This window comes from Paenibacillus sp. EPM92 (genome assembly GCF_016586185.1).
GTDB lineage: Bacteria > Bacillota > Bacilli > Paenibacillales > NBRC-103111 > Paenibacillus_G > Paenibacillus_G validus.
In genome coordinates this window covers 100026-122417 of record NZ_BCPS01000023.1, presented here as the reverse complement: position 1 = coordinate 122417, position 22392 = coordinate 100026, and the positions used below count along the sequence as shown (strand labels likewise).

At 49.4% G+C, this 22392-nt stretch carries 20 protein-coding genes and 1 riboswitch; of the genes, 16 read left to right on the top strand and 4 right to left on the bottom strand.

Going from position 1 to position 22392, the window contains the following annotated elements:
- The 6 genes from JMF85_RS04230 to JMF85_RS04205 all read left to right on the top strand — a co-directional run.
- Positions 1 to 698: amino acid ABC transporter ATP-binding protein (locus tag JMF85_RS04230; protein WP_201317809.1), on the top strand; the 698-nt coding region annotated here is incomplete at its 5' end.
- Positions 699 to 891: 193 nt separating this feature from the next.
- Positions 892 to 1791, top strand: coding sequence for an SDR family oxidoreductase (locus JMF85_RS04225; protein ID WP_201317808.1), 900 nt, complete (start codon positions 892 to 894; stop codon positions 1789 to 1791).
- A gap of 215 nt (positions 1792 to 2006) precedes the next feature.
- Entirely contained in the window at positions 2007 to 3869 is a 1863-nt protein-coding gene (locus JMF85_RS04220; RefSeq protein ID WP_127605263.1) for a PrpR N-terminal domain-containing protein, read from the top strand.
- A 490-nt stretch (positions 3870 to 4359) separates the two neighbouring features.
- Entirely contained in the window at positions 4360 to 5733 is a 1374-nt protein-coding gene (locus tag JMF85_RS04215) for a four-carbon acid sugar kinase family protein (RefSeq protein ID WP_155614891.1), read from the top strand.
- Entirely contained in the window at positions 5730 to 6725 is a 996-nt protein-coding gene (gene pdxA / locus JMF85_RS04210; RefSeq protein WP_201317807.1) for a 4-hydroxythreonine-4-phosphate dehydrogenase PdxA, read from the top strand. Before JMF85_RS04215 ends, pdxA begins: the two co-directional genes overlap by 4 nt.
- Positions 6726 to 6742: 17 nt before the next feature.
- The gene (locus JMF85_RS04205) at positions 6743 to 8011 is read left to right on the top strand and encodes a nickel pincer cofactor-dependent isomerase, group 22 (protein WP_141334922.1); all 1269 of its coding nucleotides are present in this window, start codon (positions 6743 to 6745) and stop codon (positions 8009 to 8011) included.
- A 96-nt stretch (positions 8012 to 8107) separates the two neighbouring features.
- Here the strand turns inward: JMF85_RS04205 and JMF85_RS04200 are convergent, their stop codons facing one another.
- Complete coding sequence (locus tag JMF85_RS04200; RefSeq protein WP_397375661.1) at positions 8108 to 8947, bottom strand: aldo/keto reductase; 840 nt, start codon at positions 8945 to 8947, stop codon at positions 8108 to 8110.
- Positions 8948 to 9059: 112 nt separating this feature from the next.
- The gene (locus JMF85_RS04195; protein WP_201317806.1) at positions 9060 to 10265 is read right to left on the bottom strand and encodes an MFS transporter; all 1206 of its coding nucleotides are present in this window, start codon (positions 10263 to 10265) and stop codon (positions 9060 to 9062) included.
- Positions 10266 to 10422: 157 nt separating this feature from the next.
- Here JMF85_RS04195 and JMF85_RS04190 point away from each other — a divergent pair, with 157 nt between their 5' ends.
- The gene (locus JMF85_RS04190; protein WP_201317805.1) at positions 10423 to 10836 is read left to right on the top strand and encodes a winged helix-turn-helix transcriptional regulator; all 414 of its coding nucleotides are present in this window, start codon (positions 10423 to 10425) and stop codon (positions 10834 to 10836) included.
- An 84-nt stretch (positions 10837 to 10920) separates the two neighbouring features.
- Here JMF85_RS04190 and JMF85_RS04185 read toward each other — a convergent pair whose 3' ends face one another.
- Positions 10921 to 11493: a DeoR/GlpR family DNA-binding transcription regulator gene (locus JMF85_RS04185; protein WP_201317814.1), complete on the bottom strand. Its 573-nt coding sequence runs from the start codon at positions 11491 to 11493 to the stop codon at positions 10921 to 10923.
- A gap of 250 nt (positions 11494 to 11743) precedes the next feature.
- On the opposite strand from JMF85_RS04185, the gene JMF85_RS04180 reads away from it, so the two are divergent.
- The 7 genes from JMF85_RS04180 to JMF85_RS04150 all read left to right on the top strand — a co-directional run bounded on the left by JMF85_RS04180 (position 11744) and on the right by JMF85_RS04150 (position 19234).
- Positions 11744 to 12787, top strand: coding sequence for an oxidoreductase (locus JMF85_RS04180; RefSeq protein WP_201317804.1), 1044 nt, complete (start codon positions 11744 to 11746; stop codon positions 12785 to 12787).
- Positions 12788 to 12928: 141 nt separating this feature from the next.
- Complete coding sequence (locus JMF85_RS04175) at positions 12929 to 13990, top strand: LacI family DNA-binding transcriptional regulator (protein ID WP_155614897.1); 1062 nt, start codon at positions 12929 to 12931, stop codon at positions 13988 to 13990.
- 163 nt (positions 13991 to 14153) lie between these two features.
- Positions 14154 to 14612, top strand: a complete 459-nt coding sequence (rpiB, locus tag JMF85_RS04170) for a ribose 5-phosphate isomerase B (protein ID WP_054796132.1) — start codon at positions 14154 to 14156, stop codon at positions 14610 to 14612.
- A gap of 131 nt (positions 14613 to 14743) precedes the next feature.
- Positions 14744 to 16063, top strand: a complete 1320-nt coding sequence (locus tag JMF85_RS04165) for an ABC transporter substrate-binding protein (protein ID WP_164751726.1) — start codon at positions 14744 to 14746, stop codon at positions 16061 to 16063.
- Positions 16064 to 16147: 84 nt separating this feature from the next.
- A complete protein-coding gene (locus JMF85_RS04160; RefSeq protein WP_201317803.1) occupies positions 16148 to 17044 on the top strand; it encodes a carbohydrate ABC transporter permease in 897 nt (298 codons plus the stop codon).
- Positions 17045 to 17058: 14 nt separating this feature from the next.
- Positions 17059 to 17898 carry a carbohydrate ABC transporter permease gene (locus JMF85_RS04155; RefSeq protein ID WP_141334906.1) on the top strand — a complete coding sequence of 280 codons (840 nt, stop codon included), beginning with the start codon at positions 17059 to 17061 and terminating at the stop codon, positions 17896 to 17898.
- 46 nt (positions 17899 to 17944) lie between these two features.
- A complete protein-coding gene (locus JMF85_RS04150; RefSeq protein WP_201317802.1) occupies positions 17945 to 19234 on the top strand; it encodes an MFS transporter in 1290 nt (429 codons plus the stop codon).
- A 39-nt stretch (positions 19235 to 19273) separates the two neighbouring features.
- Here JMF85_RS04150 and JMF85_RS04145 read toward each other — a convergent pair whose 3' ends face one another.
- A complete protein-coding gene (locus JMF85_RS04145) occupies positions 19274 to 20032 on the bottom strand; it encodes a DeoR/GlpR family DNA-binding transcription regulator (RefSeq protein ID WP_054796143.1) in 759 nt (252 codons plus the stop codon).
- 182 nt (positions 20033 to 20214) lie between these two features.
- Positions 20215 to 20318: riboswitch (purine riboswitch) on the top strand.
- Between the two features lie 167 nt (positions 20319 to 20485).
- Between JMF85_RS04145 and JMF85_RS04140 the strand changes: the two genes are divergently transcribed.
- Together JMF85_RS04140 and JMF85_RS04135 are read left to right on the top strand one after the other, a co-directional pair.
- Positions 20486 to 21106, top strand: a complete 621-nt coding sequence (locus JMF85_RS04140) for a xanthine phosphoribosyltransferase (RefSeq protein ID WP_054796137.1) — start codon at positions 20486 to 20488, stop codon at positions 21104 to 21106.
- Positions 21100 to 22389, top strand: a complete 1290-nt coding sequence (locus JMF85_RS04135) for a nucleobase:cation symporter-2 family protein (RefSeq protein WP_054799227.1) — start codon at positions 21100 to 21102, stop codon at positions 22387 to 22389. Before JMF85_RS04140 ends, JMF85_RS04135 begins: the two co-directional genes overlap by 7 nt.
- Positions 22390 to 22392 lie beyond the last annotated feature (3 nt).

The following is a 22392-nucleotide window of genomic DNA, read 5'->3' as shown; positions in this document are numbered from 1 at the left end:
TAGACTTGAAAATAGAGAAGGGTGATGTTGTAGTAATACTCGGGCCAAGCGGCTCCGGTAAGACAACCTTGCTTAGATGCATCAACTTTCTTGAAAAAGCAGATCAAGGGCAGGCCACCTTCGGAGATACTGAAGTTAATCTTAAGGCAGCATCAAAAAAACAAATTCATGGAATCAGGCAAAAGATCGCTTTTGTATTTCAAAATTATAATCTGTTCAATAACAAAACAGCATTAGAAAATGTAACGGAAGGGCTTATTGTTGGAAGAAAGGTCCCCAAAAAAGAAGCAAATGAGATGGGTAAAGCAGCATTGGATAAAGTGGGCCTGTCAAAAAAATATAATGCCTATCCGAGTCAATTGTCGGGCGGACAGCAGCAAAGAGTTGGAATTGCAAGAGCAGTCGCTTTAAATCCCGACATCATTCTATTTGATGAACCCACTTCTTCACTGGATCCGGAATTAGTCGGAGAGGTGCTAACAGTCATGAAGGATATCGCCAAGGAAGGAACGACCATGTTAGTTGTTACTCATGAAATGTCTTTTGCGAAGGATGTAGCCAACAAGGTTATCTTTATGGATGGCGGAGTCATAGTAGAAGAAGGGACCCCTAAGGAAATTTTCACAAATCCGAAAGAAGAAAGAACACAACAGTTCTTAAAAAGGGTGCTGCCGGGCGATTTTACTTATTATATTTAAAGTTTGCGTGTTCCCCGTCTCGCTTAGCCGATTGCTTCGTGCCGATCATCATTAACCTATGTTAACGCATCAGAATAGAATCGGCATAAAAGCGTTCTTCATTAGCACAAAAATAAAATACACCATGATGGGCACCAACCGGAGACTGGGCGAATATTCTGCTTTTGACTATAAAAGCAATGGAGGATTCGCCATGATTCCGATGTATCCCTATTACGGCTATGAATCACGCTGCCGCCAGGTGCCGATCACTTTTCCGCCGCAGCATCAGGACGTACAGCCAGGCTTGGAGTACTTGATGAACCCGGCACCCATATCCGACAATCCCGACTACAAGGGAAGCGGCAAGTTGGCTGGGAAAATCGCCATGATTACCGGAGGCGACAGCGGCATCGGCCGCGCCGTCGCGATCGGCTTCGCCAAAGAAGGGGCGGATATGGCGATCGTTTACTTGTATGAACGCGTAGACGCCGAAGCGACCAAGCGCATGGTGGAGAGTTACGGGCGCCGCTGCCTGCTGATCGAAGGCGATTTGCGCCGGCCCGCTTTTTCCGCGGAAGCGGTAGGAAGAACATTGGAATGCTTCGGGAAGCTGGATGTGCTTATTTTGAACCAAGCGGTCCAGTTCCCCCAGGAAAGCATATTGGATATTTCCGACGAGCAGCTTGAGGATACGTACCGTACCAACATTTTTCCCCATTTCTACTTAACGAAGGCCGCGCTTCCTTATTTGAAGCCGGGAAGCACCATTATATCGACGGCATCCGTTACCGCTTATGCAGGCGCCCCTTTACTTATCGATTATTCTTCAACCAAAGGCGCGGTCGTATCGTTCACCCGTTCGCTGTCGCTTCAATTGGTCAGCAAGGGCATCCGGGTCAATGCCGTGGCACCCGGCCCGATTTGGACCCCGCTCATCGTATCCAGCTATTCGGCCGAATATGTAAAAACGTTCGGTTTGGAAACGCCCATGAAGCGCGCCGGACAGCCGTTCGAGCTTGCGCCGACCTACATTTATTTGGCATCGGACGATTCCTCCTATGTAACGGGACAGGTGCTTCACGTGAACGGCGGCGTGATGACGGAAACTTGAGCTGATAAAGGCAAGTTTGAAAGGCTTTCCGTTACGAAAGCCTTATATAATTGTATGCCATAAATTGTGTTTCGAAATGATACATTAAATTAACGAAAGACAAGAAATAAAGATTTGTGTATAATGTAACTGATGAATATTGCATCATATTGAGTGTGAAATTGCTTCGTTATAGGCGAAGCGGCATTGCTTTTTGAGAGCATGGGGGGCCGTTGATGTTTAAATTTTTGATTATCGCACCTTATAGAGGGTTGAAGGATTTATTGGAAGATATGGCGGAAGAGCTTCCGTATGAAATACATGCCGAGGTTGGCGACCTGCAGCAGGGGTTAACGATCGCCAAGGCGGCGGAGCAGCAAAAATATGACGTTATTATAAGCCGCGGGGGAACGGCTAAGCTGATTCGTCAGCATGTACGCATCCCTGTCATTGAAATTGCCGTCAACGGTTATGATATTTTGCGCTCGTTGACTTTTCTTAAGGAATATCCCGGTAAGGTCGGCATTATCGGCTTTCCGAACATTGTGAATGGCGTTGACACGATTGCGGAGCTGTTGGACATGCAGGTGATGAAATTCGTGATTCATCACGAGGATCAGGCGGCCAGTGCCGTTCAGCAGGCCAAGGAGCAGGGTGTGAGTCTTGTGATTGGCGACGTGATTACGGTGGCTACCTCGGAGAACTACGGACTGAAGGCGATTCTGATCACATCCGGCCGTGAGGCTATCCTCGAAGTACTTGAACGGGCCAAGGAAACGGTGTTATCGCGTCTTGAAAAACATCAGGAAATGGCCTTTATCAAACAACTGCTAAATACGATGGGACAAGGCGTGATCGGGGTGCATGCGGATGGGTCTATCCAGTTTTACAACCAAACGGCCGCCGAAATCTTCGGGGTGAGCGCCGAGCAAGCTGTGCGAATGAAATGGGGGGACTTCCTAACGCAGGCCCAAATCTCGCTGGAGGCTGACAGGGGGGAAGAATTTGTTCAAGTGGTTGTCGGCAAGGCCCATTACAATCAGGGCTTGCTAATTTACGGCAAGCCCATGGCGGACGGGGGGATGAACTACACCATTTACCGGAAGGAAGACATTCGGCTGCTGCAGCAGCAATTCCGGCGTGCCGAGGAGGACCGCTTCTCCCCGCCCGCGAGCCAATTCCAGCATTTTGTGAAAACGGACTTTATTAAAGCTTCCTACATGGATAGGGCGGAGCAGTGGAGCGAGCTTGCCGATCCGATTGTCATCGTGGGAGAGTCGGGCACAGGGAAACGGTCGCTGGCCGAAGCGATGCACAATCGCAGCGGTTATCATAAAGGGCCCTTTGTCGTCCTGTATGCCGATCTAACTCCTTCCGATCAGCTAGGCCGCTTGCTCTTTGGTTCGGATAGCGGCGAGAGCGACGAGAATGCGCTTGTACTCAGAGCGGAAGCGGGGACACTGTATATTCATAATATCGAGTATGTTCCGCTGCCATCGCAGCGCAGGCTGGCTGCCATGCTGCAAGCTTCAAACCGACGGGGAGAGGGGGCTTATAGTTTCACTCCCCCGTTCCGATTGATCGTTTCCACATCGGACGATCTGGAGGAGAAGGTCAGGGCGAATGAATTTGACCGGCAGCTGTTCACTCTGCTGCAGCCGCACATGATTCATATGCCTCCGCTTCGTTCTTTCATCGAAGATCTGGATCACCTGGTGTTCTGGTACTTGGCCGAAATGAACCGATCGTTGGGCAAGCAGGTTTTGGGCATTAAGCCGGATGTGATGAAGCTGCTGAAGTCTTATCATTGGCCGGGAAATATGCTGGAATTAAAGCGTGTGCTTAAGGTATTGATCGAATCCAGCGACGGCTCGTTTGTGACCATGCAGCAAGCCGAGCCGATTCTTGCCTCGATCTTCGAACGCCCGGCTCCGGAGGGGGCATTGCGGCAGTTGGTCGGCAAAGACCGGACGCTGGAGGAGATCGAACGGGATATTATTCGGATCGTTCTGGAGCAGGAAGGTTTCAATCAGTCGACGACGGCCAAACGGTTAGGCATAAACCGGACAACGCTATGGAGGAAACTGAACCAGGAGTAGCGGAAGGTTACCGCTGCAAAAAACAACAGTTCATAAGCAGGAGAGCATCCCCTTTAAGAAAACAGCGCTGGTGGAGACGAATCCAGTGTAGTTTGGAGGGGATTTTCGCGGGATCAGGCCAGCCGGCATTCGGCTGGCCTTTTCGCATAGCGAAATTGTTTAAAAATAAAACAATAAACAGGAAAATATATGTTGATAATTGTAACTACGGCTGATACAATCGAAATAAAGTAAAGCCATAAGCTTTGAAAAATACATTTTGCAACAATGTTGGCTGATGATCGATGTTGCAAAAAGGCCCCTTTATCCAGCGGTGAGGTCAAACGGCTGTTTAATCTGATGCGGCAGCTGCAAGCCAAGCAGGTCGCTTGTGTCATCGCACGGCAAAAATCAAGCCGGGCGACATCGTGCTCTTATGCACAATGCTGTTTGAATAATCCGTTCTTATTTGAAGGAGCGGTGGGCATAATGTCAATCAGAGGTGAGGCTAGTGGACAACATCATAATTGTTTCAGACGACCTGACCGGGGCGAACGATTCCGGCGTTCAGTTTGCTAAACACGGAATCCCTACGGTGGTATGCATCGATGATTGCCAACTACCTGATCCTGCATCAGAAGGCACGGCATGTGTAATTAATGTGGAAAGTCGCTCATTATCGCCGGAGGAGGCTTACCGGAAATGGGGACGGCTGCTCGAATCGATCGATTTGAGCAGCTATCAGATTGTATTTAAAAAAATCGACTCCACTTTGCGCGGCAATGTCGGTAAAGAAATTCAAGCATGTATGGAAACGGGCTTGTTCAAGGCGGCGATCGTGGTTCCCGCTTATCCGCAGAAGGGAAGAAAAACCGTCGGCGGCTATCAACTGGTGCATCAGCAGCTGCTGGAAGATAGCGAGATCTCGCGTGATCCCAAATTCCCGGTTACGCATTCGAAGGTCTCCGAAATCATCAGACGCCAGTGGAACTGTTCGATCGGCGAGATCGGAATCAGTACGATTCGCAGCGGGGCGTGGTTGTCCCAGCTCGAGGCGCTGCAGCGTGCGGGAGAAAACGTTTTTGTCTTTGACAGCGCAACGGAAGACGATATCAAGCAGATTGTCGCCGAACTGTCCGGTCAGCGGGTGCTCTGGGTTGGAGCGGCGGGGCTTGCCGAGGCGCTGGCCGGGCAATACCCTCGGCAGATGCTGCAGACGGTACAGCCGACGGAGGGCAGCGGGGGGCCTCCTGTGTTAGTGATGGCCGGCAGCGTCAGCGCCGTGACGCTCGGGCAGGTTGAATCTCTGAAGCAGGATGGATTTGAGTCATTGTTGATCGACCCCCTGATATTTCTGGACGAAGCGAACGGGGATAAAGGAAATGACAGACTGCTGGAAATCGAAACGATAAGCAGCAAGGCGAAGCAGTGCATCGCTTCCGGTAAAAGCGTAGTGATCTCCACGGATGTATCCGCCGCCAAGCGCAATCAGGTTCAAGCGTTCTTGCAGGAGTCTGGCATCGGCGGCATGGATGGGGGAGATCGGATTGCCGACGGCATGGGCAAGCTGGCAGCGGCCATTATGTCGCAAGGATCGCTAGCGGGAGCTGTATTAACCGGTGGAGACATCGCCTATCGCACATGCAAGCACCTGGGTGTCCGCAGCTTACGGATCATCGATGAAGTGGAAGAGGGGCTTCCGCTCTGTTTGACAGAGGGCGCATGGACGATGCCTATAGTGACGAAAGCCGGCGCCTTTGGCCATCGTCATTCGATGCTTATTGCGGCCCGTGCCATCAGGAGCCTGGGGCATTCTCCGATGAGCGGCGGCGGGGTTGCCGATCAGACCGGCGCACAAGGACTTAGCAGCGGGAGGAATATATGATGGATAGACCGACGATTGGGATTACGATGGGGGATGCGGCAGGCGTAGGCCCCGAAATTATTATGAAGGCGCTGCAGGATCCGCACATCCATGAACAGTGCCGCCCCATCGTGATTGGGGACGCTAAATTTTTAACCCGGGCGGAACGTTTTTTGCAGACCGGCCTTCGCGTCCGTTCGATCTGCTCGGTAGAGGAAGCGAGCGGAGAAGCCGGTGTCGTCTACTGCCTGGACATGGACTTGCTTCCCGGCGATTTGCCTTATGGACAAGTTTCTCCGTTAGCGGGGGATGCGGCGTTCCGCTTTCTGGAGAAGTCGATCGAACTGGCGCGTCTTGGGCTAATCGATGCGATTTGCACGGCTCCTTTAAACAAAGAGGCTTTACATAAAGGCGGGCATCGGTATCCCGGACATACGGAAATATTGGCCGATTTGACCGGAACCCAAGACTATGCGATGATGCTGAGCTCCCCAAAGCTCAAGGTCATTCACGTAACGACGCACATCGGGATCATTGACGCGGTTAAATCGATTACACCGGAGCGGGTATATTCGGTTATTCGAATGGCTGCTGACACGCTGAGAAAAGCGGGCTATTCCGATCCCCGGATTTGCGTTTGCGGAATTAATCCGCATGCCGGAGAGAACGGTTTGTTCGGATATGGTGAAGAAGAAGAGAAGATTGTGCCTGCGGTGGAACGGGCCAAAGCGGAGAACATCAACGTGCAGGGACCGCTGCCCGCGGATACGTTATTTTTCCGGGCCGTGCGCGGGGATTTCGATATCGTCGTGGCGATGTATCACGATCAAGGACATGGGCCGATTAAGGTGCTCGGGCTTGAAGCCGGCGTGAATATTACGGTCGGTCTGCCGATTATCCGCACCAGCGTAGACCATGGTACGGCCTTTGATATTGCAGGCAAAGGCATAGCTGACGAATTAAGCTTAAAGGAAGCGGTCCGACAAGCTGTGGAGCTGGCGCCAAAAAGATAGGTTTGGAGGAATACGCTATGGAATTGCCGAAGCTCGTGAAGATTAAACAAACCTTTACCGGTCCGGTAATAGAAGACATTGAAGCGGAAGTATTTCGTCAGATGGAACGGATAGGATTGGCCGATAAAGTCAAGCCTGGTATGAAAATCGCGATTACCGCGGGCAGCCGCGGGATTGCCAATATTGCCTTGATGATCCGCTCCATTGCAAGAGCGCTGCGAGATTTGGGTGCAGAACCGCGCATTATTCCCACCATGGGGAGCCACGGCGGGGCTACGGCCGAGGGCCAGGTTGAAATTCTTCATAGTCTCGGCGTGACGGAGGAGTTCTGCGAGGCTCCTATTTTATCCTGCATGGATGTGACCCAAATTGGGACGACGCCAAGCGGGATGCCGGTACATGCCGATAATCATATTTTGGCAAGCGACGGACTTATTTTGCTCGGAAGGATCAAAATGCATACCGATTTCAAATCGGCGCAATGGATCGAGAGCGGTTTGCTCAAGATGGCCGCTATAGGCGTCGGTAAGCACAAGCAGGCACTGCTGCTGCACAGCTACGGGATTCACGGTATTCGGGACATTATGCCTGAGGTTGGTCAGGTCGTGCTGGATCAGCTGAATGTTCTGTTCGGGGTTGGTATTGTCGAGAATGCATTCGATCAAACAGCGATCATCGAAGCGGTTCCTACGGAGAACATTCCGGCTCGTGAGAGGGAACTGTTGCGAATATCCAAGAGTTTCATGCCCAGTCTGCCGGTTGAGGATATTGACGTATTGGTAGTTGACGAGATAGGCAAAAGTTACAGCGGGACGGGTATGGACACGAACATTATTGGCCGCATACGGATATTGGGCGAGCAGGAACCGAGCAGTCCGCGGATCAAGTATATTATCGCCAGCGACCTCGGCGAGGCATCGCACGGAAATGCGCTTGGCATCGGACTTGCCGATCTGACCACACGGCGGCTGTTCCATAAAATCGATTTACAGGCTATGAATGAAAATGTGATAACAAGCTCGTTCCTGCATCGTGCCATGATTCCCATCGTCATGGACAATGACAGGGAGGCGTTGCGTGTAGCTCTACGCTCAACTTGGGGCGTTGAACCAAAGCAGGCCCGCATTGTCCGGATTCCTAATACGCTCCACTTGAAATATGCCTACGTATCGGAAGTGCTGCTGCCGGAGGTCGCCAAGCTTCCGCATATCGAAATTGTTGGCGAGCCTGAAGAGATGGCGTTTGACGCGGCAGGTTATTTTGCCAAGAGCGATTTTGACCACTAAATGCGGGGTATCGCCACTGTATGATAGAACCATGCCACGTTAAAGAAGCCAATTCCTGTTAAGGGAGTTGGCTTCTTCATGTGGGACCCTGTTCACTTAGAAATCAAAGTTGTCCGGATCCGGACCCACTCGATCGTCCTGGTTCAATCCATCAATCCGGGCTATATCTTCAAGGGTTAGCTCAAAATCAAATACGGCCGCGTTCTCGATAATCCGATGTTCTTTCGTTGACTTTGGAATCGTGACAACGCCATGCTGTAAATCCCAGCGCAGAATGACTTGGGCAACCGATTTGCCGTGTTTTTCCGCAATTTCTTTTAACACAGGATGATCTAACAGTTGACCTTGCCTTAACGGAGACCACGCTTCCAACTGAATGTTCTGCTTCTTGCAGAATTCCAGCAGTTCCTTTTGAGTTAACAGCGGATGGAATTCCACCTGGTTCACCATGGGTTTAATTTCAGCTTCCTTCATTAAGTCTTCAAGATGATGGATTTGGAAATTACTTACCCCGATTGCCTTGACTCGCCCTTCTTTATATAGGGTCTCCAAAGCTCTCCATGCCTCTTTATATTTACCTTGCACCGGCCAATGGATGAGGTATAAATCGAGGTACGCCAATCCAAGTTTATTTAGACTTGCTTCGTAGGCGGCAAGTGTTGATTCGTATCCAAGATCGGCATTCCAAACTTTAGAAGTCACGAAGAGGTCTTCTCTGGACAAATTAGCTTCCTGAAGGCCTTCATGAATTCCCTGTCCGACACTTCGTTCATTCTTATAAATAGCCGCTGTATCGATGCTGCGATAACCATGTTGAATGGCTGATTTCACAGCATGTACCAGTTCAGCCCCCTCTTCGACTTTAAATACCCCGATCCCGAGCCAAGGCATGCGGATACCGTTGTGCAGAGTTGTTGTATCTTGCAGGTTTTTCATAATCAAATAGCCTCCTAAATTTTAGATTACAGTTATATTCGCGATTCAAGGTTCCAGCAGCTCCTGAGCAAGCGCAGGGAACCTCATGCTTCGGTGAACACGAGTGCAGCGCCTAAGCGGGGCAGTGCCCGGTTGCGGCTTCATCCTTTTTCTCCAAGGCACGACTCCAGCCCGTCAAAATAACAGCGCCCAGAACCATCACGGCTCCCACCCACGCTGTATGAATAAGGCCGATCGTATCCGTAACTATACCGCCCAAATACGCCCCGATCGCAATGCCTGCGTTAAACGCGGCAATATTGACAGCAGAAGCTACATCTTTCGCATTCGGTGCAAAACGTTCGGCTAACATAACCACATACACCTGCAATCCGGGAACGTTCATAAAAGCTAACAGCCCCATGAAGAAAATCGTGACCAGACCGGCGGCTTTAAAGGGAGCGGTGAACGTTAACAGGAAGAGCACCAGGGATTGAAAAGCAAACATATAGAACAAGGCAGCGACAGGTTTGCGGTTAGCGGCTTTCCCTCCGATCATGTTGCCGATGGCGATGGCGATTCCGTATCCGAGAAGAATGGCGACTACCGTCTTTTCCTTAAATCCGGTTATGTCGTGAAGCAGCGGGGATAAATAAGTAAAGACGACAAACGTGCCGCCGTACCCCAAGGCAGTAATGGCAAATGCGAGCAGCAATCGTCCGTTCGTAACCAGTTTAAGCTGATCGCGAAGCAGCGCTTTGGTTCCTGCGCGCAAATCGGAAGGGATCAACAACAGATTGGCGATGAGAGCCAGGATGCCGACGGCAACGATGGCGATAAAGGCAGCTCGCCAACCGAATTGTTGTCCGATGAAGGTTCCCAGGGGCACCCCTGTAACAGTGGCTACGGTAAGACCGGAGAACATGATCGATATTGCGCTGGCCCGGCGGTTCTCAGGGACGAGATCGGCTGCGATCGTGGAACCAATCGACATAAATATACCATGGGATAACGCGGAGATCACGCGCGCGATCAGCAGCACGACGATGCCATCCGCAGCGGCCGCCAGGCTGTTGCCTGCAATAAATACAATCATGATCCATAGCAGTAATGATTTCCGCGAGACACTAGACGTCAGAGACGTTAGAATGGGGGCTCCCAAAGTTACCCCTAAAGCATATAAGGTAACGGTTAATCCCGAAGTCGAGGCGGATATTTGAAAGTCTTCAGCGATGAGAGGGAGCAGTCCCACACTGATAAACTCGGTTGTTCCAATCGCAAAGGCACTCGCCGCTAACGCAAGGAGCGCCAATATACTCCGTTTTTTATCTAATGTCATTTGTTCCACTCCTAATAGTATGGTAACGACCGGCCGGTAAATGCTATTATGAGTTAAGTACACATAAATGAATAGTACGTACTTTTTAGTATTATAGGTACTCAACAGTACTATAGGTACTAAAAAGTTCCTATAAATAGGTCCGGGGGGATACCTTGTGGTCAAGAAGAAATATAACATATCAGTGGAAGCGACCCTGGAGGTCATCGGGGGAAAATGGAAGTGTGTAATCCTTTGTCATTTAACACGCGGCAAAAAACGAACAAGCGATCTCAAGCGTTTGATGCCGGGCATCACGCAAAAAATGCTGACTCAACAATTGAGAGAGTTGGAACAGGACGGGATTGTAAATCGGATTATCTACAATCAGATTCCGCCCAAAGTGGAGTACGAGCTTAGTGAGTACGGCTGGAGTTTGAAAACGATATTGGACTCTCTATGCGCTTGGGGAGAAAACCATATTATTAAAGAATACGGTGATAAATTTGCTGTACTGGAAGATAACATATTAAATAACCATGTAAAAGAAGGGACAGATAACCGCGATCAACGCGATCAAGATGTGCTTTAAGGTTCAAGCATGACAAGGTGGCCATACCGGGAGCAAAGGACTGGATAAGGGTCGGGGACCAGGAATCCCCGACCCTTTGTGCGGTCAGCTTCCCGGAGGGATAACCATAATTTCAACTTGATGGGTTATTAAAATATCTTTCATCTTACGATCAGGTTCCTGATCCGTGATCAGAACATGAATTTGCCCAAGGTCGCAAATTCGATGAAAAAGGCTTTTACCGAATTTGGATGCATCCGCTAATCCGATAACTTGATCAGCTCTTTTTATCATTTCCAACTTTACATAGGCCTCGTCAACAGAAGGCGCCGATAATCCGTCGGAAGAAATGCCGCACGCACCGACAATCAGTTTATTTACTTTAATATCAGATAACATGTCTAACGTGCGGGGTCCGAAGACATTCCGATGCCAGGCATTTAATTCGCCGCCTAGCAAATGCGTGGTTATGTCAGGCTTGTCGCATAAAATTCCAGCAATATCTATGGAGTTGGTTACCACCACGTTGTTTTTCGTAGACATGTATTCGGCGGTATATTGTATGGTTGTAGCCGTATCCATGAGGACATAGTCCCCATCTTGAATAAGGGTGGCCGCAATGCGGCCAATCGCGCGTTTGTTGTCGGCATCATGTAACCGTTCCCGGTAACTCTTTATATTTTACAGCCCGCAAATATCTTCAAGTTGAATTTTATGATGTTCCTGTAGATATTGAAGAATGGAGCGGGTTCTTTCATCCTGATTCATGCTGAGACCTCTTCCAAAAAAATAATGATATAGTTTGATTATAAGTTTAATACTTAAATGATTCAAATTATTAATTCATTAACTTGAAATTATCTTGCGATATTTAAGTATTTAACGTATGATTATTGCATATTTTAATTATGAGGAGAGGGTGGGCTTCGTGAAAAAAATAAAAGTGGGTATTATTGGGTTCGGGCTATCCGGACAAACGTTTCATGCGCCTATTATAAAAACGATTAAAGGTTTGGAAATTTCCAAAATTGTTTCGTCGAATGCCCAGAAGGTACATGAAATTTATCCTCATGTTGAGGTTGTCGCAGAAGTGGAACAACTATTTTCAGACCCCGACATTGACCTTGTTGTCATCACAACGCCCAACACAACGCATTATCCCTATGCCAAACAAGCCTTATTATCGGGCAAACATGTAGTGGTAGAAAAACCATTTGTGAACCATTCGCAGGAAGCAGAGGATCTAATTCGCATTGCGGCCGAGCAAAATAAAATAGTAAGCGTATTCCAAAACAGAAGATGGGACAATGATTTCCTTACCGTCAAGGAATGTGTGGAGTCGGGGGTTATGGGCGAAATTTATTCCTACGAAGCACATTACGACCGGTTTCGTCCTGAAGTCACCCATCGATGGAGAGAGCAAAATATCGAAGGCTCGGGTATGCTCTATGATCTCGGTTCGCACTTGATCGATCAAGCGCTCCACCTCTTTGGGCTGCCTGAAACCATTTATGGGGATGTATTCGCGCAAAGGGAAAATTCGGTCGTAGACGACTATTTTCACATTGTTCTAGGGTATGAAAGATTGAGAGTGATCTTGCATTCCAGTTCGATCGTGAAGAACGGCGGCCCCAAATTTCAAATCCATGGCAGTAAGGGCAGCTTTATTAAATATGGTCTGGATTCGCAAGAAGGTTTATTAAGGCAAGGAAAAGCGCCGGGAGATGCTCTCTGGGGCAAGGATCAAGCCGAATACTACGGTGAATTAACGGTAGGCGTAGGCGATCTAGTGTTGAAAGGAAAGGTGGAAACAGCGACAGGTGCCTACGAAGCCTATTATGAAGGGATCGTTGACGCGATTGTTGATAACAAACCGGTGCCCGTAAGCGCAACCGACGCCATGCATACCATCAAGGTGATTGAGCTGGTTAAAAAAAGCAGTCAGGAAAAACGAGTAGTTTTCTTTCAATAACCGAGGCGCCCGTTAAAACACGGCCGACAAAAAAATAAAAAGTGAATGAATGGTGCTTAGCTGGGACAACACTATTGACATATGTAACCAGTCGGGTTTATAATCCGGTTAAACGATTAAAAAGGAGGTGAAACCTCTGAATTGAAGAGGGCGACGCTCAAAGAGGTAGCAAAGTTAGCTGGAGTTTCCACGGCTACTGTATCCAATGCGCTGAACGGAACAAAATATGTAAGCGAAGAAGTCATGGACAAAATTCAGGCGGCGATACAGGAACTGAATTATCAGCCTAACATTGTAGCCAAGAGTCTGCGCGTGCAGGAATCCCGAATCATCGGGCTGTTGATCTCAGATATCGCCAACCCGTTCCTGACTCTTGTCGTGCGGGGGATCGAAGAAGAGCTTGCCAAGAGCAACTATAACATCCTGCTGTGCAACACGGATTCTTCCGTTGAGAAGGAGCGTAAGTATCTTGAAGTGCTGATTGGCAAAAGGGTGGACGGTCTGATCGTTTCATCCGCCGGGAACACAGGCGATTACTTCCGTTCGCTGGACAAGTCGGGCGTGCCGATTGTATTTCTGAACCGATGTCCGGAATTTATGAATTCCGATGTTATCATGACGAACAATATACAGGGAGCTTATTCCGCCACGGAGCATCTGATTCGGCATGGTTACGGTAGAATCGCCGTTATTACAGGCCCTTCTTCCATTAGCACGGGCAAAGATCGCTTAATTGGCTATAAGAGAGCGCTTGAGGATTACAGCGTCACACTATCCGATGAGCTGGTGAAGGAAGGAATGTTCACCATCCAGAGCGGCTACGACAAGATGAAAGAACTGATGGAACAGGAAACGAAGCCGGATGCCGTATTTATTTGCAACAACTCCATGACACTCGGGGCATACAAATATTTGAAGGAATCCGGTATCAGCATTCCCGATCAAATCGCGGTTCTCGGATATGACGATCCCGACTGGGCGGATATCGTAGACCCGCCGATTACAACGGTAAGGCAGCCCGCTTATCAGCTTGGCGTACAGGCGGCAAGCTTGATGCTGGCAAGAATTAAAGACAGGCAAGTGAAGCGGGAAATCATGTATATGGATACGACGTTGATCATCCGGCGTTCCTGCGGATGCAAGGTCGATCAACAATTCCCCGACGCATCGGACCAATTGAGAGACGTCCTATCGAGCTTATGATATTGAAGACTGGCACAAAGCAAGCCGGGCGCGAAGGACTCTCGTTGGTTTTCTGCACACTTACATTTAAACGATTAACCGCATTTTGTACATAAAACCGTTGGTTCAGTAAAAAAATTTACTAGAGAATGAAGACAGATGCAGATAACTGGAGGAAGAGAACATGAGAATTGCAGTTGGAGGAGATCATGCTGGTTTCCCATTAAAGGAAACGGTTGTAACAGCTTTAAAAAGAATGGGTCATGAGGTTACGGATTTCGGATCGTATGACAGCAATCCCGTCGATTTCCCGGATATTACCCGCACCGTATGTGCAGCAGTCCTCTCGGGAGAGGCGGAACGGGCCATTATGGTATGCGGTACAGGTGTAGGGGCATGCATCGCGGCTAACAAAATCCCGGGCATCCGTGCTTCCGTATGCCACGATATTTATTCTGCGCATCAGTGTGTGGAACACGATGATGTCAATGTGATGTGCGTAGGCGCACAAATTATCGGTCCTGTCATCGTCGTGGAACTGCTCGAAAGTTTCTTGAAGGCTGAATTCAGCACCGCAGAGGAGTTCCGGCGGAGAGTTGAAAAGCTGCATGAAATGGAGCGGCAGTTTACAGCGCCAAAGTAGAAGGCATCGTGACGCGGCGTTATCCAGATGTTGAAAGCGCATACAGCTAAGCTTGTGAATCCGATAGGGTCCGGCGATTGTTTGAATGCGGGGCTGGCATCTCATCAATTATATAAATGGAGGGGAAGTCAATGAAGTCTAAAAAAGTCGTAATGCCCATCATTTCTGCTATGTTGGTTTTGGGGTTAACCGCCTGCGGAGCGCAAGACGCGAAGGACGATCCTGCAGCGAGCAACAAGAGCACGGACAAATCCGATAGCGGCGAGAAAGTGGAGCTGCGCGTAGCCTGGTGGGGAGGTCAAGCGCGCCATGATAAAATGAATAAACTTTTCGACTTGTTTGAACAAAAAAATCCAAATATCAAAGTTTCCCGTGAATTCACGACGGAGAACCAATACGCGGAGAAATTCACGACACAGGCGGCCGGAGGTAATGCGCCGGATGTGCTGCAGACAAGCAGCTTCTTCCAATTCGACTTTGTAAAGCGCAATATGATGCTCGAATTGGATCCGCTAGTCGCATCCGGGGATATCAACGTTTCCGATTTTGACCCTGTCGATGTAGACGGCGGTAAAGTAAATGGCAAGCTGTATGCGATCAGCCTCGGGCACAATATTAATGGGATCATCTATAACACGGAGATGTTCAAAAAAGCCGGTCTGGACATGCCTAAAAACAACTGGACCTGGGATGATTATGTCGCTACGGCGAAAGCGCTTCAAAAATCGCTGGGCAAGGATGCTTGGGCGAGTGAGGATGAGGGCGGCGTGTACAGGGTTCTGGAGCTCTTCGTTCAGCAAAGAGGCAAGTCAGTGTTTACCGAGAACGGGCTTGGTATAGATAAACAGGATTTGACGGACTGGTTTACGTTCTGGGATCAAATGCGAAAAGACGGCTTAACCCCGCCTCCGGCGATTCAATCGGAACAAGGGGATAAAACGCAGGAACAGTCGATGCTTGCGCGCGGCAAAGTAGCGATGATCACCAAAAGCTCCAATCAGCTGAAAATTTATCAAGGCAGCGCCAAAGACGAGCTCGGCATCGTCAGTTATCCGATGGATCCGAACGGACAAAAGAAAATTCCACTGATCGTGGCTTCGCTGGGCATTTCCGCAAAAACGAAGCATCCGAAGGAAGCGGCTAAACTGATCAACTTTGTCGTTAACGATCCGGATGCGGCTAATATCTTTAAGGGAGAGCATGGTCCGCAGGCCTCCAAGAAAATGCAGGAAGTGATCAAGCCGCTGCTTGGCAAGCCGGAGGAGAAGGAATACGCGTTCGTTAATGAAATGATGCCGACCACGAAGCCATATCCAACCATGCCGGGCGGAAGCACATCGGTTCAGAAGCTGCTGCTATCTAACAATGAAGCGATAGCGTTCGGCAAGAAGACCATTCCGCAAGCGGTTGACGAATTCTTCGCACAGGCGAATCAGGTTCTGGGCCGATAAGTCCATTGATAAGTCATTAATAGGGCTGGAGCTCGGGGAGCTAACGCCCTGAGCTCCAGCCGCATACAGAGGAGATTTCATGCCATGCCGATAATTTCGAAAAGCAAACGATGGTTATGGATCCTACCATACCTCTTTCTTGCACCTTGGTTGATCGGACTGCTGGTGTTCAACGCCATCCCGATTCTCAGTTCCTTATATCTCTCATTTACGAACTACAATTTCGTGTCCTCGCCGAATTGGATCGGATTGAAAAACTATGTGACCATGTTTGGCAAGGATCCGCAGTATTTGCAAGCATTGAAGGTTACGGTAACTTATGTGCTCGTTGCCGTGCCGCTAGAGCTGGCCTTCGCTCTTTTCTTGGCGCTGGTGCTGAATAAGGGAATACGGGCACTCGGTTTTTACCGGGCGGTTTATTATGTGCCTTCGTTGATCGGGGGAAGTGTAGCGATTGCCATTCTGTGGCAGCAGGTGTTCGGGGAGCATGGTATCGTCAACCAAGTGTTGAGTTTGATCGGAATCGATATGCCAAGCTGGGTAGGCACGCCCGATTATGCCATCTGGTCGATTATTTTTCTCAAGGTGTGGCAGTTTGGTTCCCCGATGGTTATCTTTCTGGCTGGGCTCAAGCAAATTCCGCCAGACTATTATGAAGCTTCTTCCCTGGATGGTGCAGGCAAGTGGAGTCAATTCTATCATGTCACACTGCCGATCTTGTCCCCTATCGTATTGTTTAATGCCATCATGCAGATCATCAGTTCGTTTCAAGCCTTCACGCCGGCGTATATTATCAGTAACGGTACGGGTGGGCCTGTGAATTCGACACTGTTCTATACGCTGTATTTATACCAGAACGGCTTCGGTAACTTTCAGATGGGCTACGCCTCCGCGATGGCCTGGGCGCTTCTCGTCATCATTGCTTTCTTTACAGGGTTGATCTTTATTACCTCGAAAAAATGGGTTCATTACGGCGATTAGGAGTGACAGATATAATGGCAATGAGGGTTCAGGTTCAAAAGCTGCTGCTTCACGCACTCATCATCGCAGGGTTCATCATCATGCTGTACCCGATCCTATGGATGATCATCAGTTCATTTAAACCGACGGAAACCATTCTGACAGATAACAGCCTTTGGCCGAGAAACCTGACACTTTCGAATTATATCAAAGGGTGGAAAGGTACATCGGGCACTACGTTCACGACCTTTTATATGAATTCTCTGCTTATGGTCGGGCTGGCCGTCGTTGGCAATATCATATCCTGCTCGCTTGCGGCGTATGCCTTTGCACGGCTGGAGTTCAAAGGGAAGAAAGCGATGTTTGCCCTGATGTTGATGACGATGATGATTCCCATGCATGTGCTGGTTGTTCCGCAATATATTATTTTCAATAAATTGGAATGGGTCAATACGATACTTCCTATCGTCGTACCGAAATTTTTTGCCGTTGAAGGATTTTTCGTGTATCTTACCGTGCAATTTATTCGCTCCCTGCCGCGAGAGCTGGATAAAGCGGCAACCGTAGACGGATGCGGACCGATTAGTATTTATACGCGGATTATTTTGCCGTTAACCACTCCGGCCATCGTGACCACGACGATTTTTACATTTATTTGGACTTGGAACGACTTTTTCAGCCAGCTTCTTTATCTTAGCAGCGTGAAGAAATATACGGTGACGCTTGCGCTTCGGATGTTCACTGATGCGGGCGGAGAGGCTGCGCTCGGTTCGTTGTTTGCCATGTCGGTGCTGTCCATTATACCGGTATTCTTCATCTTCTTATTTTTCCAGCGATATATCGTCGAGGGAATTGCAACGTCCGGTATTAAATAAATCCGGTATATCCGGTTTGACGCTTGTCACAGGCAGGAGGAGTTTTGTGCCGCTTACTAACGACGACATGGTATCGAAACGAACCTGCATGCCCTTGGTTCCTATACAAACAACGATTTATTATGGGTGGTACATCGTGCTGATCAGCGGATGGGCCATCTTCTTCTCCGGACCAGGCCAAGCCTATTCCAATGCTGTCTTTATCGAGTCTTATATGGCACAATTCCATATGGACCGAACAACGGTTTCGAGCATTTACTCGCTAGCTACGATGATCGCCGGGATTCTTTTGTTTGGTGTGGGCAAATTGACCGATCGCTACGGCCATAGAGTGATGATGACATGGACTGCTGTTTTGCTGGGACTGGCTTGTTTGTGGAACAGCTTTGCGGCAGGTACGGTTACTCTCTTTATCGGATTTTTGATGATACGATTATTTGGACAGGGATCGATGTTTTTAATTCCAAATACGTTGGTTTCCCAATGGTTTGTAAAGCGCAGAGGCCGGGCTTTAAGTTTTGCCGGTCTGGGAGGATTGCTGGGCGCGGCTGTCTTTCCGCCAGTGAATAACTGGTTGATTGAAGCCTATAGCTGGCAGACGGCATGGAGGGTGCTGGGAGCCGCCATATTATGCTGTTTCGCTCCCGCAGCCTTTTATTGGGTGCGAAATAAACCGGAGGATGTCGGGTTGCTGCCGGATCATGCATCGTCGGATTCGGATCAAGAATCTTCGCACAGCTCTGCCGGCGAAGATTCTTGGACGTTATCGGAGGCCATGAGAACGAGAGCCTTCTGGTTTATACTGGTTTGCACCGCGATACCGGCTATGGTCTACGGCGGAATTACCATCCAAATTTTCTCGATCTTGAACGAACACAAGATCGATCGGATGACAACCGCCTTTATCTTAAGCTTCGTTCCTTTGATCAGCTTCATATGCTCGTTGTTTGCGGGCTTTATTGTGGAACGCGTCCGGGTTCACACGATGCTCGGCTTAACCTTTGGATTAAACATGCTGACCCCGGCTCTGCTGATTACCGCGCAGTCGGAAACGATGATATACCTCTTTGCCATGATATGGGGAGCCGGTCAAGGGTTGGTGAATGCGCCTCTTAGCGTCATATGGGCGAATTACTTTGGCCGCAAGCATTTGGCGAAGATTAACAGCGTGACAACGACCGCAATGGTTTTCGGTTCTGCACTAGGCCCCATTCAGCTGGGGTGGGCCTACGACCATATCGGGAATTACAACCCCATTCTATGGATGATGGTCATCTTCTGGGCCATCGGGGCGCTGCTTGCTTTCTCAGCTCCGCCGCCTGCAAGAATTCCGTAGACCGCGCACAGTTTGTGAGCGTGAGGCCGCATTGCCGATCTAACTGGGCGAGATCATAAGCTTAATGTTGAAATCGGTTAATATTTTATCGAAAGGCGGCTTCGGTTCGGCGTCCGTGATCAGGATATCGATAGGGTCGAACGAGCATACGCGGTGGAAAAGATGCTTATCAAATTTGGCTGAATCGGCCAGCACAATGATTTGGTTTGCTCTTTTGATCATCTCTCTTTTCATGTAGGCTTCCTCCACCGTAGGGGCGAACAAGCCTTCGGTCGAAATGCCGCACGTGCCGAGGAAAAGTTTATCCACTCTGATGTCGGCTAGCATTTCGATGGCGCGAGGGCCGAAAGCGTAGCGGTGCCAAGTATTCAATTGCCCGCCCAACAGATGGGTGGTGGTTTGAGGCTTCTCACACAGGATGGCTGCGATATCGATGGAATTGGTCACAATTACGTTATTTTGGGTCGTCAAAAATTCAGCCGTATATTGCGTTGTGGTGCCTGTATCCATAAGCAGATAATCGCCGTCCTGGATAAGCGAAGCTGCCGCAAAAGCGATGGAGCGTTTGTTTTCCGTGTCGCCCAACCGCTCCTTGTAGCTGCTAATATGTTTAGTTAGAGAAGGCAGCATAGCTCCTCCGCGGATACGAACGATTAAGCCATCCTGCTCCATTTTCACCAAATCGCGTCTAGCCGTATCGTAAGAAACCCCATACATGGAGCAAAGCTTTTCCATGCTGATCTTCGCATTCAGTTTCAAATAATCCACGATCGCTTTTATTCGTTCCTCTTGATTCATGCGCGGCCCACCCTTTAACCGAATGTCTCCCTTCATTGTATAATCAGCTGCTTGTTTCTTCAATCTCAGCATATAGCACAGTTCTTTGTAGAAGCGAGCTTGCTGAACCAGGAGAATTGCGAAAATTGTCGTGTTGTGTCAAATTCCCTCTTGAAAACGCAGGGAAGAGTGTGTACTATAACATGGTATAACTTCAAACGACTCGTATAATTTTGGGGATATGGCCCATAAGTTTCTACCGGATGACCATTGTAATCGTCCGACTATGAGTGAGAGCGCATCTAGGGTTCCGTTTCTTTTGCTTTGCGGAAGAAGGACTGGTCCGAGTGATGCAGACACTTTACGTGTTACACCATAAGGGATAAAAGCCCGGAAGGATAGGCTTCACTTGAGAGAAATAGCTCAGGGAGTCTGTCCTTTTTGTTATTTTGGAGAAGGAGCGGGACATGTAGCATGAAATTACTTGAAGAGCGCATACGTCAAGAGGGACTCATATTGTCTGATACGGTGCTGAAAGTCGATTCATTTTTGAATCATCAGGTCGATACGCAGCTGGCGCTGGAGATCGGGCGGGAATTCGGGCGGATATTTGCCAATGAGCCGATTACCAAAGTGCTGACCATTGAAGCCAGCGGTATTCAATTTGCGATGGCGGCGGGGATCGCGCTTGGCGTTCCTTTTATTTATGCCAAGAAAAAGAAAGCCGTCACGCTCTCCGAGAATGTGTATGCGGCATCCGTGCATTCATTCACCCGGCAGGAGACGTACCAGGTCAGCGTCTCTCAGAAATACTTGGGCCCGAACGATAAAGTGCTGATTGTGGACGATTTTCTCGCTACGGGCGCAGCTCTTGTGGGGCTCGTCGATATCGTGAGAGAAGCGGGAGCGGAGCTGCTGGGTGTCGGCTGTGTGATTGAGAAAAGCTTTCAAGAAGGTCGCGCCCTGCTGGAGCAAAAGGGTGTGCGCGTTCACGCCCTGGCCCGGATCGCCTCGATGTCGCCAGGTGAGGTTCGCTTTGTAGAAGACGAAGACGATACGTCAATCCATCAGATGAAGGAGAATGCAGGATGTTAAGCAAACAGAAAGTGGTTACCCTGGGCTTTCAGCACGTGCTGGCGATGTATGCGGGCGCTGTCATCGTGCCGCTGATTGTGGGTGGAGCGCTTAAGCTGAACGGCACCCAGATGGCTTATCTGATCGCAGCCGATTTATTTACATGCGGGATCGCGACGATATTACAAGTCATGGGAACGAAGTATTTTGGCAGCAGACTGCCTGTTATTTTGGGATGCACCTTCACTGCGGTTGGCCCGATCATTGCGATTGCCTCCGCTTCGAATCTGGCTACCGCGTACGGAGCCATTATTCTGTCTGGCTTGTTCGTTGTTTTGGCCGCACCGCTATATGGCAAAATGCTAAGGTTTTTCCCTACGATTGTGACCGGCTCCGTGGTAACGATTATCGGGCTTTCCTTAATTCCGGTGGCGATGAACAATGCGGCAGGCGGCCAGGGAAGCGCCGATTTCGGCCAGCTGCATCATTTGCTGCTTGCGCTAGGCACGCTTCTCGTTATTTTAATCGTTAACCGTCTGGCTACCGGATTTTTGCGTTCCATTTCCGTGCTCGTAGGCTTGGTGGCCGGAACGGCTGCCGGGTATGCCATGGGTATCGTTCACTTCTCATCCGTTGCGGAAGCGTCGTGGGTTAGCATTGCGCAGCCGTTCTACTTCGGCGTTCCCCAAATCAGCATCACGGCTATTTTCACGATGATTATCGTCAATATTGTCAGTATGGTGGAGTCCACCGGCGTTTATTTTGCAGTAGGGAAAGCGACTGAACAGAAGGTCGAGAAGAAGCAGATTGTGAACGGCCTGCGTTCCGAAGGTCTTGCTATTATGCTCGGCGGAATTTTCAACGCATTTCCATACACGGCTTTCTCCCAAAATGTCGGGCTGATCTCGCTGACCCGCGTTAAATCCCGGGATGTTATTTTTGCTGCGGGAGGCATCATGGTTATTTTGGGCCTGCTGCCTAAGCTGGCGGCTTTAACGACAGTCATCCCCAGCGCCGTGCTTGGCGGCGCGATGATCGTCATGTTCGGATCGGTTGCGGCCTCGGGCATCTCGATTTTGTCAGAAGTTGATCTGCGCAAGGATGGCAACCTGCTGATTGCCGCATGCAGCATCGCTGTCGGCCTGGGCTCGGCGACGCTGCCGCAAATGTTCGACCAACTGCCGGCTTTTGCGAAAATGCTCATGCAAAACGGCATCGTATCCGGTTCCTTGACCGCTATTTTGTTGAATCTGTTCTTATCCAAGCAGAAGGACGCCTCGTCTGCTGTCCTGAAGGACGCCTAACCA

Bases quoted from the DNA above. Each gene is read 5' to 3' on its own strand.
- JMF85_RS04225 (WP_201317808.1), top strand. From the start codon at position 892: ATGATTCCGATGTATCCCTATTACGGCTATGAATCACGCTGCCGCCAG.
- JMF85_RS04220 (WP_127605263.1), top strand. From the start codon at position 2,007: ATGTTTAAATTTTTGATTATCGCACCTTATAGAGGGTTGAAGGATTTA.
- pdxA (WP_201317807.1), top strand. From the start codon at position 5,730: ATGATGGATAGACCGACGATTGGGATTACGATGGGGGATGCGGCAGGC.
- JMF85_RS04205 (WP_141334922.1), top strand. From the start codon at position 6,743: ATGGAATTGCCGAAGCTCGTGAAGATTAAACAAACCTTTACCGGTCCG.
- JMF85_RS04200 (WP_397375661.1), bottom strand. From the start codon at position 8,947: ATGAAAAACCTGCAAGATACAACAACTCTGCACAACGGTATCCGCATG.
- JMF85_RS04195 (WP_201317806.1), bottom strand. From the start codon at position 10,265: ATGACATTAGATAAAAAACGGAGTATATTGGCGCTCCTTGCGTTAGCG.
- rpiB (WP_054796132.1), top strand. From the start codon at position 14,154: ATGAGAATTGCAGTTGGAGGAGATCATGCTGGTTTCCCATTAAAGGAA.
- JMF85_RS04165 (WP_164751726.1), top strand. From the start codon at position 14,744: ATGAAGTCTAAAAAAGTCGTAATGCCCATCATTTCTGCTATGTTGGTT.
- JMF85_RS04160 (WP_201317803.1), top strand. From the start codon at position 16,148: ATGCCGATAATTTCGAAAAGCAAACGATGGTTATGGATCCTACCATAC.
- JMF85_RS04155 (WP_141334906.1), top strand. From the start codon at position 17,059: ATGGCAATGAGGGTTCAGGTTCAAAAGCTGCTGCTTCACGCACTCATC.
- JMF85_RS04145 (WP_054796143.1), bottom strand. From the start codon at position 20,032: ATGAATCAAGAGGAACGAATAAAAGCGATCGTGGATTATTTGAAACTG.
- JMF85_RS04140 (WP_054796137.1), top strand. From the start codon at position 20,486: ATGAAATTACTTGAAGAGCGCATACGTCAAGAGGGACTCATATTGTCT.
- JMF85_RS04135 (WP_054799227.1), top strand. From the start codon at position 21,100: ATGTTAAGCAAACAGAAAGTGGTTACCCTGGGCTTTCAGCACGTGCTG.